Here is a 15,425-nt window from a genome sequence, read left to right as displayed (position 1 = left end):
TTTTTTGAGTTGCAATTACTCACCCCCCTGTTGGTTTGTGGGTGTTGTTTTGTGTGGCGGTTGGGGGGGGGGGGGGGTCCGCCCCCCACCCCTCGGCCGTGCTCCATTCCGCCCCCGGAGGTTCCCCCGATGAAGTTCCTGCCCCTTCTCGCGGCCGCAATCGCCCTCGCAGCGCTCGCGGCGCCCGCGCTCAGCGCCCCCGCCGCCGCGTCCGACTCCGCGTTCGCAGCGGACAGCGACGTCACCTGGTCGGTTCGCCCCGGCGACGCACAGGGCGAGGACGGCCGGTCGTGGGTGGAGTGGGATGCGACGCCCGGCGAGCAGCGGACCGACCACATGGTGGTCACCAATCACAGCGTGACGGAGGTGGAGTTCAGCCTGACCTCCGCCGACGGATACTTCACCGACACCGGCCGCTTCAACATGCTTCCCTCCGATCAGGAATCGACGGATGCTGGGACGTGGATCGACCTGCCGGAGAGCGTCGGCGTGCCCGCCGGCGGCGTGGCCTCGGTTCCCTTCACCGTCTCCGTTCCGGACAACGCCACCCCCGGAGACCACGCCGCCGGCGTCGCCGCCACCATCCACTCGACGGGTGACGGCGGGGTCGGCGTCGAGTCGCGCGTCGGATTCCGTGTCATGACCCGGGTCACGGGTGACCTCATGCCGGGGCTCGCGCTCGCGGCATCCGGTTCGTACGGCGGTGAGATCAACCCCTTCGAGGCCGGCGCGATCGATGTCGCCTATGAAGTGGAGAACACCGGCAACACGCGCCTGCGCACGCAACCCGAGATCTCGATCTCCGGTCCGTTCGGGATCGGGGCGCAGACCGTGCAGGGCGACGAGATCGTGGAGATCGCCCCGGGGGAGACCCGGCACGGAGTGGCGCGTTTCTCCGCAGCTTGGCCGTTGTTCGCCTATGACGCGAGCGTGACGGCCGAGCTGCTCCCCATCTCCGACGAGCTGTCGTTCGAATCAGCGGAGAGCGCCGGGGCACAGGCGAACGTCGTCGCGATGCCCTGGTCGCAGCTGGTCGTCCTGCTGCTGGTCGCCGGTCTGGGCGTATGGGCGATCGTGAGCCGTCGCCGGGATCGGGAGCGGACGCAGCGGCTGATCGCACAGGCGCGCGAAGAGGCGCTCGCGTCGGTGGGGGCCACCGGGGCGCAGGACGCGCCCGAACCGTCATCCCGGCGTGAGGCGAGACGAGCCCTGGGGACGATCGCGGTGGCTGTCGCGCTCACGGCGGGACTGCTGTCTCCCGCGCCGGGAGCGTCCGCGGCGACGGGCGACACCGACGACGGTTCAGGAGTCGATGTCACCGTCGAGATCACGCCGCGCGACGGCGAAGTGCCCGGCGGTGAAGTTCCCGGCGGCGAGGCGGATCATTGCGCCGACGTGTCGATTCCCACCCCGGCGCAGCTCACCGAGCAGAACCGAGGCGCGCTGAGCTCGTCCGGCGTGCTTCGGGTCCCCCAGGGAGGCTCGGTCACGCTCGTCCTCGGCGCTCTGCACGCCGGCGACACGGTCTGCGGTTGGCTGTCCCCCGGCCAGACGGCACTCGGCACAGCCGTCGTCGCGGCGGACGGAGCTGTCAGCTTCACCATTCCGGCAGACGTCGCGGCCGGAACATATCGCCTCGCCATCACCGACGCCGACGGCACGATCCTGGGCTGGGTTGAGCTCGAGGTGACGACGGCTCCCACCGAGAGCGGATCCCTCCCGGCCACCGGCGCCGAGACGCCCTGGGCGATCGGCCTGGGATCGGCCGCCCTCCTCATGGCCGGGGGTCTGATGGCGACCCGGCGTCGCCGCACCTGACCTGCATCCCCGAACGCACGCACCTCCCGAATCAGCATCCGTCCCCATTCCCCCTGGAGAGACCTGAGCATGTCACCTGCAACCACCCCCCGCCGCATCCTCGCGATCGGCGTCGCAGCGGCGATCCTCGGCGCGGGGCTCGTGCCCGCTGCCGCGACCGCGGCGGAGACGACCGACTACACCGATCTGGTGAACGTGTTCGTCTCGACCGAAGATGACTTCGGGCAGGACCTGCCCGGTGCCGAGGCACCCAACTCGATCGTCAAGATCAACCCGATGACGTCGCCGAACCGCTCGCACTCCGGCTACGACTACGACTCGGACCAGATCAGCGGGTTCACCCACACCAACCTCGATGGGGTGGGCGGTTCCGGCGGCGGGGGCGACCTGCTCGTCGTGCCGACCTACTCCAGCTACACCCACCGTCCCGACCGGGCCACGTACGCGAAGGGCTACAGCCACGACGGCGAAGACGCCGAGCCCGGGTACTACAGCGTCGACCTCGCCTCCGAGCAGGGCGGCATCCTCGCCGAAGCGACCACCGACGTGCGCACCGGCCAGGAGCGCTTCACCTTCGAGCAGGCTGGCACCGCCTCGCTCGTGGTGGATCTGAGCAACAACTTCACCCGCCGCAATCACGCGACGCTCGACGTCGCGACGCTGGATGACGGCCGCGCGGCGCTTTCGGGCACCTTCGGCGGGCACTTCAACGGCTACGACTACACGATGTATTACCACGTCGAGACGACCGACGCCGTCCAGACCGCGCGGACCTGGAGCGGGTCGAACGAACTCGCTGATACGACCAGCCGCGAGGGCAACGACATCGGGGCCGTGCTCGAATACGAGGCGGCCGCCGGCGAGCAACTGGGCCTGAAGGTGGCGATCTCGCCGATCAGCGCTGAGCAGGCGAAGATCGACCTGGATGCTGAGATGGGGGCTCGCAGCTTCGAGGAGGTTCGTGAGCACACCCAGAGCGACTGGAACGAGATCCTCGGACGCCTGGCGGTGACCGCGTCGGAGACGAGCGACCCGGACGGCGAGCTGCAGACGCTGTTCTACACGCACCTGTACCGCATGTTCGGCATGCCGATGAACGCCACCAGCACCAGCGGAACCTACCGCGGCCTGGACGGCGAAATTCACGACGCTGACGGCTACACGCACTACGACGGGTGGGGGTTCTGGGACGACTTCCGCAAGTACGAGATCCTCGCCATCGGGTACCCCGACGTCTTCCGCGACATCGCGCAGTCGATCGTCGACCTCTACGCCACCTTCGCCCAGAGCGGCAAGAGCTCGCTGTCCCAGACCGTCCACTCCGTGCCGACCGTTCGATTCGAGCGCGCCGCCGTCGTCGTCGCCGACGCGGTGGCCAAGGGTGCACAGCTCGACGGGCTCGACACAGCCTGGCCCGCACTCGTCTCGCAGTCGCAGGGCGGTTACAGTAATGCCGATAACGAGCGTCGCGGCTACATCGCGAACGAGGTCGACGACACCCTGGGCACCGCCTACGACGACTGGGCCATGGCGACGCTCGCCGACGCACTGGGCAAGACCGACGAGGCACAGACGTATCGCCTGCGCGCCGCGAACTGGACGAACCTGTACAAAGATGACGCGGTGACGCTCGCCGACGGCACGAAGACCGGGCTCATCTTCCCCAAGAACGCCGCCGGCGCCTGGAACGATGCCGATCCCGAGCGCTTCGAGGCCGGAAACGTCTACCAGGGCACGCTGTGGCAGTACAACTGGTACGCGGCCAGCGACATGGGCGGCCTGATCGACAAGATGGGCGGCGAGGAGACCGCGCTCGAGGCCCTGAGCTTCATGTTCGGCGAGCACGCCCCCGACGACGGGCGGCGAATGCTGCACTCGAACGCCAACGAGATCGATCTGCAGGCGCCGTACCTCTTCAACTACGTCGGTGCGCCGGCGAAGACCCAGCACTGGGTGCGCAGCATCTACACGAAGGAGACCTGGAACCGGTACATCGCGACCGGCAGCACGGGCGAGTACCCCTCCAGCGGCGGGGAGTTCACCCCCGCGATCAAGACCAAGGTCTACAAGAACGAACCGCAGGGCTTCCTGCCGACGATGGACAACGACACCGGCACGATGTCTGCCACCTTCGTCGCCGCCGCGATGGGCCTGTTTCCGGTGCTGGCCGGATCGGACGAGTACCAGATCGGCTCGCCGTTCTTCGAGAACGTGCGGATCAACTACCCCTCCGGCCGCACGTTCGACATCTCTGCCGACGGCGTCTCGGCCGACGGCTACTACATCCAGTCGGCCACGCTGAACGGCGACTCCTTCGACCGCACCTGGGTGACCTACGACCAGCTGACCTCGGGCGGCTCGCTGGAGTTCGAGATGGCGGATGAGCCCTCCGAGTGGGCGGCCGACAGTGTGTCTGGTTCGTCACTGAACGACGAACTGCCCAGCAACATCTACGACCCGGTCAGCGCGCTCACCGTGTCGTCGCGGACGTTCTCCGAGGCTGCGGCCGGCGATGGATCGATCGGCAACAGCATCACGCTGGGGCTGTCCAACGGCAGCTTCGCCGGCGCGAACGGCGATGATCTGACCGAGTCCATCTCGGCGAAGAACCTGCCCCAGGGACTCAGTCTCGTCGCCGAACGCACCGGGAACAGGGCGGTCGCCCTCACCCTGGAAGGCACGGCGGAGAACTCCGACGCTCTCGACAGCATCGACGACGTCGAACTGACGGTGTCGGATGCCGCGTTCTCGCGTCCACCGTCCACCGGGACGCGGGAGTTCACCCTTCGGGTCGACTTCGTCGGCGCCACCGTCACGACCTCGACCTCGCAGGTCACTGCCGCCCCGGACGGGACGCTGGATGCTGCGATCACGCTGACACTCGGCGGAGCCCGCTTCGCCGGTGAAGCCGGTCGCGACCTCATCGCCGACGGTGCGCTGAGCCTGCCGGGGCTGCCCGAATCGCTCACCGCCAGCGCGGTGCTCGGCGACGCGGGCACGGCCGAGCTCCACCTGTCGGGGTCGCTCGGCGACCTGCGGGGCGGACAGTTCGCTCTCGCCTTCACCGACGAGGCCTTCGATGGCATCGCCGCCGCGACGGTGCGCGGTGACGGCATCTCCGGGCTTGGCACGCTGCGGATCCATCGCGACGAACCGTGGCGAGAGATGCTCACTGCGCTCCTCGCAGACGCCGAGCTGGTGATCCAGGGGGCGTATACCCCGGCATCCTTCGCTGCTTTCGAGACCGCGCGCGTCGAAGCACGTGAGGCACTCGCCGACGAGGCATCCACCAGTGATCGGCTCGGCGCCGCGCACACGGCCCTCACCAAGGCCGGCGAAGCGCTGAAGATCGCGCAGTCGGCGTACCGGGTGATCGAGGCGGAGTCGTTCGACGAGTCATCGGGCAGCCCGCTGCAGCAGGAGACGACCGACGACGCGATCGGCGGCACGGTCGGCAACATCGGCGGCGTGACCGTCGGGTCGTGGATCGCGTACGACGGGATGGAGTTCGGTGAGACACTCCCGGTGCGTGTGAAGCTGCGCTACGCGAACCACCCGGGCGACAGTGCGACCGATGAGGTCGTCGAGGTGCGGGTGGGGGCTGTCGACGGCCCGGTTGCGGCAACCGTCCCCGTGCCGGTGACGGAGGCGTGGAACGATTTCGCCACCGTCGAGGCCGAGATCGCCGACCCGTCGCTGCTCGCCGGTTCGAACAGGCTCTACTTCGTCTTCGGCGGAACCGCCGGCGAGGGCAACTCCTGGGTCATCAACCTCGACTGGGCGCAGTTCTCGGCGACCGGCGAAGACACCGATCCCCCGGTCAGTCCCGTTCGCATCGAGGCGGAGACGTACGTCGAGGACAACGGCAACGGTTTGATGAAAGAAGGCGAACCGCCCGCAGGCAATGTCGGCGGAACCTGGGACGGCGGACAGCTGGGCTATGCGAGCCATGACTTCGGTGCTGGCGAGCTCACACGGATCACGGTGAACGCCTCGACGCGCGATGAGCGGGTCGGAGACGATCCGCGACTCGAGTTCTACCTCGACGAGGTGAGCGAGGAGGCCAGGGTCGGCACGGTTTCCCTGCCGAAGACCGGCGGCTGGGGCAACTACGTCGAGACGACGGTTCCGCTTGATCGACCCGTCAGCGGAACCCACGCGCTCATCGTCGTCATGCACGCGGATGCCATCGACGGTCAGGAGTACAACTACGTCGGCAACCTCCAGTGGTACGAGTTCCTGCCGGACGAGCAGCCGGCGCCCGACCTCACCGCGCTTGAGGCGGCGATCCAGGACGGGCAGGCCCTGCTGGCCGACCAGGATCTCTACGTCGCGATCGACTTCGCGGTGTTCCGTGCCGCGCTCGACGAGGCGACCAGAGTCGCGAGTGCTGCGGGTGTCGTGCAGGACCAGGCGGACGAGGCCGCACGCGTTCTCGGTCTGGCGATCGGACAACTCGACTTCGCCGTCGTACGGCAGCTGCCGCTGCTGATCGCCCGAGCCGAGGCCGTCGACCCGGATGCGCACGCACCCGAGCAGATCGAGGCGCTCAATGTCGCGCTGACCGCTGCGCAGGCCGTGCAGGAGGGCGCGTCGTACGAGGAGTACGCCGAGGCTGTCGCTGGTCTGAGCGCCGCGCTCGACGCTCTGACGACGCCCGAGCCGACGCTCGCGGTATCGGTGGCCGCGTCGACGCGCGCGCTCGCCGGCAAGCAGTACGTGTCGGTGGCGGTGAAGAACGACGACTCCGTTCCGGTGACCGTCGTGGTCGAGACGGCGTACGGCTCGAAGTCGTTCGCGGACGTGAAGCCGGGGAAGACCGCGAAGGTGCTGATCAACTCACGCGAGGCGGCGATCCCTGCCGGTGAGGTGTCGGTGTCCGTCACCGGGGTCGTCGGGGATGACGAGGTCACGGTCGAGCAGACCGCGACCTACGACGCGGCCGGCTGATCAGCGCGGCGCGGCCCCTGCGGAATCATCGTCATCCGCGGAGGCCGCGCGCACGGCATCCACCAGCTCGCGCCATGCGCCCCGCAGCTCGGAATCGGCCAGTTCCCGTTCGTGCTCGCTCTGCGGCGTGCGGGCGCGGATGCTCCACACGTAGCGGTCGGCGCCGGAGGATCCCTCTTCGGGCTCGGCCCACGGGCAGCGTTCGATCAGCGAGATCCAGACGTCGACGTCGGCGTGGAGTTGCACCTCCCAGCGGCGACGGATGCCGGCGACTCCGCCGGATCGCACGACGGCGACCGCGACCAGGGCGGCGGTGCCTCCGCTGTCACTCGGAGCGTCGGTCTCGTTCATCGTCGATGACTCCTACGGTGGTCCAGGCGTCGCGCACTGCGGCGACTTCCGAATCACCGTACTCCTCTGCGGCCGCGGCCACCGTGGCATCCGCGAAATCGCGGAACGTCGCGGTTGCAGACAGCCCGCCGGTCAGCGCCCGGTACCAGACGGTGCCCGCGCGCTCCCACGCGTTACCGCCCAGCGTGGTCGCGGTCAGGGCGAACGCGCGGTTCGGGATGCCGGAGTTGATGTGCACGCCCCCGTTGTCTTCGGTGGTCTGCACGAAGTCGCTCATGTGCGCCGGCTGCGGATCCTTTCCGAGCTCATCGTCGTCGTAAGCGGTGCCCGGCTCGATCATCGACCGGAGGGCTGTGCCCTGCACCTCGTCGGTGAAGATGCCCGCGCCGATCAGCCAGGTCGCCTGCTCGGCCGTCTGCCCCCGGGCGTACTGCTCCGTGAGCGCCCCGAACACGTCGGCGATTGACTCGTTCAGCGCGCCGGGCTGGCCCTGATACTCGAGGTTCGCGGTGTGCTGGATCACGCCGTGTGCGAGCTCGTGGCCGATCACCGTGAGCGAGCGGGTGAAGCCCAGGAACACCTCGCCGTCGCCGTCGCCGAACACCATGCGCTCGCCGTCCCAGAACGCGTTGTCGTAGTCGGTGCCGTAGTGCACGGTGGCGTTCAAGGGCGCTCCGGCACCGTCGAGCGAGTTGCGTGCGAACGCCGCCAGCAGCAGCTCGAACGTCGCGCCCAGACCGTCGAACGCCTCGTTGACCGACGCGTCGTCGACCGGCGGCTCGTCTTCGGCTCGCACGACAGCACCCGGCAGTGTTTCGGTGCCGCCCGCATCGCTGATCGTACGGTTCGGAGCATCGCCCAGTTCGGCCACGAGGGCGCCGTTCTCGTCGATCGAGAAGTTCAGGCGGGCACGGAACTGCGGTCTGCCGGCGATCAGAGTCTGGCGCGCAGCATCCGCCGCCTTCGTGAAACGGCCCGACTGCGCCAGGCGCGCGAGGAGGTAGGCCGGGACGATTCCCCGTGCCGTTTCGTCGTGTGCGCTGAGATCCATATCGCCGACGATACGCGGGGGAGCCGACAGAGTCACCGTCGGGCGGAGGAACGGTAGTTGTCGTTCGGTGAAACGGCGGAGAAAGGCTGGTGAAACGGCGAGCGCAATGTGGTGAATCGGCGAGCAGAGTTCGGTGAAACGGCGAGTGCAGGGATAGTATCGCGTCCATGGTCGACTCCGGGATGATTCAGAGGCTCGTAGCTCCGCGGATTGTCGAAGCGCTCGCGGATACGAGGATCGTCGTCATTCAAGGAGCGCGACAGGTCGGAAAATCAACACTCTCGCAACAGATGTTGGTCGATCGCCCCGGCATATCAGTCACGCTCGACGATCCCGCGTCTCTGGATTTCGCCCGCACTGATCCGACGGGGTTCGTCGAGCAGGCACCGGACGGCCTGTTTGTCATCGATGAACTCCAGCGAGCACCAGAACTGGTCATTGCGCTCAAAGCCTCAGCCGATCGCGACAAGCGACCGGGGCGCTTCCTCGTGACAGGATCCGCAAACCTTCTTGAATTATCGTCGACTCACGAGTCGCTCGCCGGGCGCGCCGAACATATCGATCTCCATCCGTTCAGCCAGCGCGAGATCGAGCAGTCCCCAGGCTCGTTCATCGATCTCGCTTTCGCGACGGGCGCTCTGTCCGGTCACTCGAGTGAACTTGTGCGGGGAGACTACATCGAGCGCGCCAGCGCAGGTGGATATCCGGAAGCATTGCAACGCAAGTCGTCCCGGCGCCGACGGGACTGGTATGACGCATATCTGTCGCAGATCGTGCGTCGAGATGCCGTCGACATCTCAGGTCTGCAGCGGATCACGGATCTACCGCGGTTGCTCCGGCTCGTCGCCGCAAGGATGGGAAGCACGATGGTCTGGTCCTCACTCGCGGCTGACGCGGGGATGCCTCGACGCACGCTCGATCCGTATACGGCGCTCCTCGAGACGCTGTATCTGACTCACACCCTGCCTGCCTGGGAGGTGAACCTGACCAGCCGCGAGACCAAGCAGCCCAAGGTGTTCCCCGTCGATTCGGGACTTGCCGCCACGCTGCTCGGTGCAGCCCCTTCTTCGCTCGGCCCCGGCTCGGCTCTGTCTGGGGCGCTGTTGGAGTGTTTCGTGGTCGGAGAGCTGCGTCGACAGCAGTCGTGGGCGTCGACGCGCGCGACGCTTCGTCACTACCGAGACAGCCGTGGCGTCGAGGTGGACGCTGTCCTCGAGGCGCCTGACGGTCGTGTGGTCGGTATCGAGGTCAAATCGGCGGCCACGGTCAGGGCGAAGGATGCTTCAGGTCTGAGCGTTCTGCGCGATCGGCTGGGCGACCGATTCGTCGCAGGGTACATCCTGCACACGGGCAGATCTTCCGTCGCCGTCGGGGAGCGGATCACGGCACTGCCCATGGACGCGCTGTGGGCGGCGACTCCCAGGTCGCTCGCGTAAAATCGGCACAATGACCGATGCCCCCGCCGCCGACACCTCTGAATTCGGCGACGGCCTCGATCCCGACGATCTCGCGACGACCCTGCGGGTGCTCGCCTCGCTGGATGCGATGAGCGAACAGCATCCGGATTACATCGCCGTCCGCCGCGCCACCGCGCAGATGTTCAAAGCCGTCAAGCGCGCTCGCCGCAAGGAGATCCGCGACGCGATCGCCGAGGCCGACCGGGCTGTCGTCGCGAACACCGCGACCGGCGCTCCCGACCGCATCGACGACGAGACGCGCGGCAACGACCTCGCCTCCAGCGTGGATGCTCCGAGCGCCGGCGAACTGCTCAAACCCCGCAACTGCTACATCTGCAAGCAGCCGTACACGCTCGTCGACGCGTTCTACCACCAGCTCTGCCCGGACTGCGCGCGCTTCAGTCATGGCAAGCGCAACGCCCGCACCGACCTCACCGGCCGCCGCGCGCTGCTCACCGGCGGGCGGGCGAAGATCGGCATGCACATCGCGCTGCGCCTGCTCCGCGACGGCGCGCACCTGACGATCACGACGCGCTTCCCTCGCGACGCCGTGCGGCGGTTCTCCTCCCTGCCGGATGCTGCGGACTGGATCGACCGGCTGCGCATCGTCGGCATCGACCTGCGCGACCCCGCGCAAGTGGTCGCGCTCGCCGATTCGGTCGCAGCGCAGGGTCCGCTGGACATCCTGATCAACAACGCCGCTCAGACCGTGCGGCGCTCGCCGGGTTCATATTCTCTGCTGGCGGATGCTGAGATGCGGCCGCTGCCGGACGGACCGCTGCCCGAGATGGAGACGTTCGGGCACACCGCCGATCCGCATCCGCAAGCGCTGCAAGCATCCGTCGACGCGAACCCGCTGCTGTCGGTGGCGACGCTCGGAGGAACCGTCGCCGAGCAGGGTGGGCAGGCGCTGACCGCCGAAGACCTCGCGCGCTTGGCGATGGCGCCCGGATCTTCGTCGCTGGAGAAGCACGCCGACGGATCGGCGATCGACGCCGGCGGGCTCGTGCCCGACATCGACCACGTCAACAGCTGGGTGCAGTCGGTCGACCAGGTCGATCCGCTCGAGATGCTCGAGGTGCAGCTGGCGAACACCACCGCGCCGTTCCTATTGATCAGTCGCCTGCGACCGTCGATGCGTGCCTCGAGCGCGCACCGCAAGTACGTCGTGAATGTCTCGGCGATGGAGGGGCAGTTCTCGCGCCGTTACAAGGGGCCGGGGCATCCGCACACCAACATGGCCAAGGCTGCGCTGAACATGCTCACGCGCACCAGCGCCGGCGAGATGCTCGAGACCGACGGCATCCTGATGACCGCCGTCGACACCGGCTGGATCACCGACGAGCGCCCGCACCACACCAAGGTGCGCCTCGCTGAAGAGGGATTCCATGCTCCGCTCGACCTCGTCGACGGCGCCGCGCGCGTGTACGACCCGATCGTGCAGGGTGAAGCCGGGGTCGACGTGCACGGGGTGTTCCTGAAGGACTACAAGCCGAACCCCTGGTGAGGCAGGCGGGCGTATGCCCGCCTGCACCCTGTTACGCACGTCGGAGCCTGTTGCATCTGGCGGACCTTTTCGGTCGATTCCTCCGACACCCGTAACAGGCTCCGACGGATGCAACACCTCGGCGTGCCGGTCAGTGCTCGGGAACCTCGAGGTTCTCCGAGGCCCACGCGCCGAGCTGGCTGAGGATCGGCAGTAGCCCCTCGCCGCTCGCGGTCAATGCGTAAGAGACGGTGACCGGGGGGCCGGCGTCGACCGTTCGTGCCACCAGGCCCGCCTGAGCGAGCTCGGCGAGCCGGTCGGAGAGCACGGTGTCGCTGATTCCTGAGACCGCGCGGCGCAGCACCACGAATGAGGTCGGACCGCCGCCGAGCGTTGAGACGATCATGCCGTTCCAGCGCTTTCCGAGCACGCTGAATGCCAGTGTGACAGCAGCGTCACACACGTGGATCGCTGTTTCGGCTTCCGCCATGGCTCCATCATACCTGTGCTACGTTAATGCGAGTCACTAATAAAAACAGAGTGACTTCGAAAACGAAAGGTTGATATGTCCCTGTTCCGCCTGGATGCCAGCATCCTGCCCGCCACGTCCGCCAGCCGTTCGCTTGCCGACCTGGTTGAAACCGAGTGGACGAGCTCCCACCCGGATTCGACGGTGACCCGTCGTGATCTCGCCGCCGATCCGGTTCCCGCGACGGCATGGGTGGATGCTGTCACGAGCGGTTTCGTCGAGCCGGAGCAGCGCAGCGACCGTCAGAACGAGGCGCGGGCGCTGGCGAGCACGTTCGCCGACGAGATGATCGACGCCGACGCGCTGCTGTTCGCCGTGCCGCTGTACAACTACGGCGTCTCGCAGCACTTCAAGCTGTGGTTCGATCTCGCCTACACGGACCCGCGCATCGATCCGACCGGTACCGCGCTGAACGGCAAGCCGGCGACCCTGGTCACCGTGCTCGGGGGCAACTACTCGCCTGGATCGCCGAAGGAGGGCTGGGACCACTCCACCGGCTGGCTGCGCCGCGTGCTCGAGGACGTCTGGGGCGTCGATCTGCGTGTCGTGCAGCGTCCGTTCACCCTCGTGGGAGTCAACCCCGCCCTTGACGCGTTCACCGATGTTGCGAACGAGCTCAAGGACAAGGCCGAGAAGTCGGCGCGTACGTACGGCCAGGAGCTCGCGGCGACGCGCGGTAACCAGGTCGCCTGAACCGATCTGGGCGGTCCGGCTCGGGCACAGGGGTGTTCCGCCAGGCGGACGGTGTTGCATCTGGCGGACCTTTTCGGTTGATCAGTCCGACGTGCGTATCAACCTCCGCCAGATGCAACGGCGGGATGCGGCGGCTCCAGTGCGTGGCCGCCGCATCCGTCTGACTCAGCCCAGGTCGCGGAAGAACTCCCGCACGTCGGCCAGCAGCAGTTCGGGCTCCTCGAGGGCGGCGAAGTGCCCGCCCCGACCCTCGACATCCGTCCAGCGGACGATGTTGTTCTCCTTCTCCTCGGCGAAGCGCAACCCGACGTCGTGCGCGAACACGATCACGGCCGTCGGCACGCCCGAGTTCTCGGGCTCCGCACCCCATTCGACATCCTGCGCGTACCCGACGTACGCTGCTGAACCGCCGGTCGCGGTGAACCAGTACAGCGAGGCGTTGTCGAACAGGAACTGCTCGCCCACGATCTCGGCGGCAGGCACGTCGGCCGGATGCGTCCACTCCTGGAACTTGTCGTGGATCCAGGCGAACTGCGCGACCGGGCTGTCCGCCGTCATCGCGCCGATCAGGGCCGGCCGAGTCGACTGAATGGCGATGTAGCCGAACTCCTTCTGCATGAACTCGCCGACGCGGCGCATCCGATCCTGCTCCAACGGTGTGAGCATGGCCGCTGTCTCGTCATCGACCTCGCCGACGAACGAGCCGACCGATCCGTTGGCGTGGACGCCGATCACTCGGTCTGGTGCCAGGCGCCCGAGCTCCGGGGCGACTCCTGCGCCCAGATCTCCGCCTTGCGCCGCGAACCGGTCGTAGCCGAGACGGGTCATCAGTTCGAGCATCACCGCGGCGATGGCGCTGTCCTTCCAATCGTTTCCGACCAGAGGTACCGAGAAGCCGAAGCCGGGGTGCGACGGGATCACGACGTCGAACGCATCGGATGCCTCGCCGCCATGGGCGACCGGGTCGGTGAGAGGCCCGATCAGCTTCTCGAACTCGAGGAACGACCCCGGCCAGCCGTGCAGCAGCAGCAGCGGAGTCGCGTCCGGATGCGGCGACCGCACATGCACGGCGTGGATGTTCTGCCCGTCGATCGTCGTGATGATCTGGGGGAGAGCGTTCAGACGCGCCTCGGTCGCCCGCCAGTCGTGGTCAGCGACCGCACGCTGCGCCGCGACATCGAGGATCTGCGCGAGCTCGGCTATGGCGTCGAGGCGACGCGCGGGCGGCACGGCGGGTACCGACTCGGCGCCGGGGCCGAGGTTCCACCGCTCGCTCTCGCACCCGACGAGTCGGTCGCGATCGCGGTCGGGCTGCGTGCGGCGGCCGGCAGCGTCGTGTCCGGGATGGAGGATGCCGCCTCCCGTGCCCTCGCGAAGCTGGAGCGGTCGCTGTCACCGGCGACGAGACAGCAGATCACCGGCGTTGAGCGGGCGATGGTGCCGCTCGCACCCGGTGCACGGCCGGACATCGATCTGGCCGTTGTGACGGCCGTGGCCGCGGCGATCGCCGGGCGGGTGCAGCTGCGCATCGAGTACACGCGTCACGACGGCGTCGAGGTGCAGCGTGTGATCGAACCGCACCGGATCGTTCACACCACCGAGCGCTGGTACCTCGTCGCCTGGGTTCCCGAACACGAAGCCTGGCGCACACTGCGGGTCGACCGCATCCGCCGGCCGGTGCAGCTGCGCACCGAGTTCCCACAGCGTGACATTCCCGACGACGCGCTGCGCGAGTTCACGACGCGCAGCATCACCACGGCGCCGTATCCGTACCGTGCGCGGCTGCGCATGCATGCCGCGGCCGACGTCGTGTCGCAGCATTTCGCCGCGACGGTCGCGGAGGTCGAACCCGAGAGCGACGCCACCAGCATCCTCACGGCCGGATCGCGAGACCCCGAGGAATTCGCCCTGTACGTCGGGATGACCGGCATCGAGTTCGAGGTGCTCGAAGGTGACGAGGTGCGCGAGGCACTTCGCACCGTCGGGGAGCGGATGCTGCGCGGCGCGGTCACGCCGCCGGCAGCCGCACCGTGACGATCAACCCGCCACCATCACGCGGCTCCAGTTGCAGCGTGCCGCCGTGGGCGCGGGCGATCCCCTCGGCGATCGCGAGCCCGAGTCCGGTGCCCGCGTGATGGGCGGCATCGTCGCTGCGGAAGCGCCCGGCACCCCGCTGGAACGGCTCCCGCAGCGTGGCGAGCAGGTGCGCCGGGATCACCTCGCCGGTGTTCTCGACGACCACCACGGCATCCTTCGGTGTGAGTTCGGTGCTCACCTCGACGCTGCCATCCACCGTGACGTTGTGCACGATCGCGTTATGGACAAGGTTCATGACGAGCTGCTGCAGCAGCGCGGGTGAGCCGTCGACGATCGCAGTCGTGCCGTGGATGCCGAGCGTCACGCCGCGCTGATCGGCCAGCGGATGCAACCCCTCGACAGCCTCTTCCGCGAGGAGTGCGAACTCGACGCGCTCGCGCTCGAAGCTGCCGCGCTCGGCACGAGCCAATAGGAGCAGCGCCTCGGTCAGATCGATCGCCCGGGTGTTGACATCCTGCAGACGATCGATGAGCACGTCGACATCACGGTCAGGGTCGTCGCGGGCGACCTCGAGCATCGTCTGCGAGATCGACAGCGGGGTGCGCAGCTCGTGCGACGCGTTCGAGGCGAAGCGTCGCTGCTCTTCGACGTGCGCTTCGAGCCGGGCCAGCATCGTGTCGAACGCATCGGAGAGGTCGCGGAACTCATCCTTCGGGCCTGGCATGTCGACGCGGTGCGAGAGCGAGCCTTCTGCCGCCAGACGGGCGGCCTCGTTCAAGCGAGTGAGCGGTGCCAGCATCCGCCCGGCCAGGAACCACCCGCCGACCAGACCCAGCACGAGGAGGAAGGCCAGCGCGGCGATCGTCGGCGGGACGAACGCGCGCACCAGGTCGGAGCGGTTGGGAACGCGCATGTTCGCGTTGATCTGCACATCCGGGATGTAGCGCAGCAGAAACAGGTTGACCACGGCGAGCAGCAGCACGCCGGCGATCATGAGGAATCCGGCATAACTGAGTGTGAGCTTCACCCGGGCGCTCAGGCCACGGCGCCTAG

General features: G+C 67.9%; 11 protein-coding genes. 6 read left to right on the top strand and 5 right to left on the bottom strand.

Going from position 1 to position 15,425, the window contains the following annotated elements:
* Nucleotides 1–129: 129 nt before the first annotated feature.
* Together ACTICP_RS05250 and ACTICP_RS05245 are read left to right on the top strand one after the other, a co-directional pair.
* Nucleotides 130–1,818 (top strand): LPXTG cell wall anchor domain-containing protein, encoded by a 1,689-nt coding sequence (locus ACTICP_RS05250; RefSeq protein WP_441890209.1) that lies wholly within the window; start codon nt 130–132, stop codon nt 1,816–1,818.
* A gap of 69 nt (nt 1,819–1,887) precedes the next feature.
* The gene (locus tag ACTICP_RS05245; RefSeq protein ID WP_441890207.1) at nt 1,888–6,768 is read left to right on the top strand and encodes a glycoside hydrolase domain-containing protein; all 4,881 of its coding nucleotides are present in this window, start codon (nt 1,888–1,890) and stop codon (nt 6,766–6,768) included.
* Here ACTICP_RS05245 and ACTICP_RS05240 read toward each other — a convergent pair whose 3' ends face one another.
* Together ACTICP_RS05240 and ACTICP_RS05235 are read right to left on the bottom strand one after the other, a co-directional pair.
* Nucleotides 6,769–7,119: a protealysin inhibitor emfourin gene (locus ACTICP_RS05240; RefSeq protein WP_441890205.1), complete on the bottom strand. Its 351-nt coding sequence runs from the start codon at nt 7,117–7,119 to the stop codon at nt 6,769–6,771. It abuts the gene before it with no gap.
* The gene (locus ACTICP_RS05235; RefSeq protein WP_441890203.1) at nt 7,094–8,170 is read right to left on the bottom strand and encodes a M4 family metallopeptidase; all 1,077 of its coding nucleotides are present in this window, start codon (nt 8,168–8,170) and stop codon (nt 7,094–7,096) included. Before ACTICP_RS05235 ends, ACTICP_RS05240 begins: the two co-directional genes overlap by 26 nt.
* Before the next feature lie 167 nt (nt 8,171–8,337).
* Between ACTICP_RS05235 and ACTICP_RS05230 the strand changes: the two genes are divergently transcribed.
* Nucleotides 8,338–9,606 carry an ATP-binding protein gene (locus ACTICP_RS05230; protein ID WP_441890201.1) on the top strand — a complete coding sequence of 423 codons (1,269 nt, stop codon included), beginning with the start codon at nt 8,338–8,340 and terminating at the stop codon, nt 9,604–9,606.
* A gap of 10 nt (nt 9,607–9,616) precedes the next feature.
* Nucleotides 9,617–11,134: an SDR family NAD(P)-dependent oxidoreductase gene (locus ACTICP_RS05225; protein WP_441890199.1), complete on the top strand. Its 1,518-nt coding sequence runs from the start codon at nt 9,617–9,619 to the stop codon at nt 11,132–11,134.
* Nucleotides 11,135–11,264: 130 nt separating this feature from the next.
* Here ACTICP_RS05225 and ACTICP_RS05220 read toward each other — a convergent pair whose 3' ends face one another.
* Complete coding sequence (locus ACTICP_RS05220; RefSeq protein WP_441890197.1) at nt 11,265–11,603, bottom strand: winged helix-turn-helix transcriptional regulator; 339 nt, start codon at nt 11,601–11,603, stop codon at nt 11,265–11,267.
* Between the two features lie 75 nt (nt 11,604–11,678).
* Between ACTICP_RS05220 and ACTICP_RS05215 the strand changes: the two genes are divergently transcribed.
* Entirely contained in the window at nt 11,679–12,335 is a 657-nt protein-coding gene (locus ACTICP_RS05215) for an FMN-dependent NADH-azoreductase (protein ID WP_441890195.1), read from the top strand.
* A 165-nt stretch (nt 12,336–12,500) separates the two neighbouring features.
* On the opposite strand, the gene ACTICP_RS05210 is transcribed toward ACTICP_RS05215, so the two are convergent.
* Nucleotides 12,501–13,565: an epoxide hydrolase gene (locus ACTICP_RS05210; protein WP_441890193.1), complete on the bottom strand. Its 1,065-nt coding sequence runs from the start codon at nt 13,563–13,565 to the stop codon at nt 12,501–12,503.
* On the opposite strand from ACTICP_RS05210, the gene ACTICP_RS05205 reads away from it, so the two are divergent.
* Nucleotides 13,482–14,369 carry a helix-turn-helix transcriptional regulator gene (locus ACTICP_RS05205; RefSeq protein WP_441890191.1) on the top strand — a complete coding sequence of 296 codons (888 nt, stop codon included), beginning with the start codon at nt 13,482–13,484 and terminating at the stop codon, nt 14,367–14,369. The two genes, ACTICP_RS05210 and ACTICP_RS05205, sit on opposite strands and share 84 nt — an antisense overlap.
* On the opposite strand, the gene ACTICP_RS05200 is transcribed toward ACTICP_RS05205, so the two are convergent.
* On the bottom strand, nt 14,344–15,425 hold a 1,082-nt coding region (locus ACTICP_RS05200), incomplete at its 5' end, for a sensor histidine kinase (RefSeq protein ID WP_441890190.1). The two genes, ACTICP_RS05205 and ACTICP_RS05200, sit on opposite strands and share 26 nt — an antisense overlap.

It is taken from the genome of Microbacterium sp., assembly GCF_052102115.1.
Taxonomy (GTDB): domain Bacteria; phylum Actinomycetota; class Actinomycetes; order Actinomycetales; family Microbacteriaceae; genus Microbacterium.
This window is presented reverse-complemented; position numbering and strand designations above follow the sequence as displayed.

Excerpts from the sequence above, each read along its gene's own strand:
- ACTICP_RS05215 (WP_441890195.1), top strand. The coding sequence starts at position 11,679 with ATGTCCCTGTTCCGCCTGGATGCCAGCATCCTGCCCGCCACGTCCGCC.
- ACTICP_RS05245 (WP_441890207.1), top strand. The coding sequence starts at position 1,888 with ATGTCACCTGCAACCACCCCCCGCCGCATCCTCGCGATCGGCGTCGCA.
- ACTICP_RS05220 (WP_441890197.1), bottom strand. The coding sequence starts at position 11,603 with ATGGCGGAAGCCGAAACAGCGATCCACGTGTGTGACGCTGCTGTCACA.
- ACTICP_RS05250 (WP_441890209.1), top strand. The coding sequence starts at position 130 with ATGAAGTTCCTGCCCCTTCTCGCGGCCGCAATCGCCCTCGCAGCGCTC.
- ACTICP_RS05230 (WP_441890201.1), top strand. The coding sequence starts at position 8,338 with ATGGTCGACTCCGGGATGATTCAGAGGCTCGTAGCTCCGCGGATTGTC.
- ACTICP_RS05225 (WP_441890199.1), top strand. The coding sequence starts at position 9,617 with ATGACCGATGCCCCCGCCGCCGACACCTCTGAATTCGGCGACGGCCTC.
- ACTICP_RS05240 (WP_441890205.1), bottom strand. The coding sequence starts at position 7,119 with ATGAACGAGACCGACGCTCCGAGTGACAGCGGAGGCACCGCCGCCCTG.
- ACTICP_RS05235 (WP_441890203.1), bottom strand. The coding sequence starts at position 8,170 with ATGGATCTCAGCGCACACGACGAAACGGCACGGGGAATCGTCCCGGCC.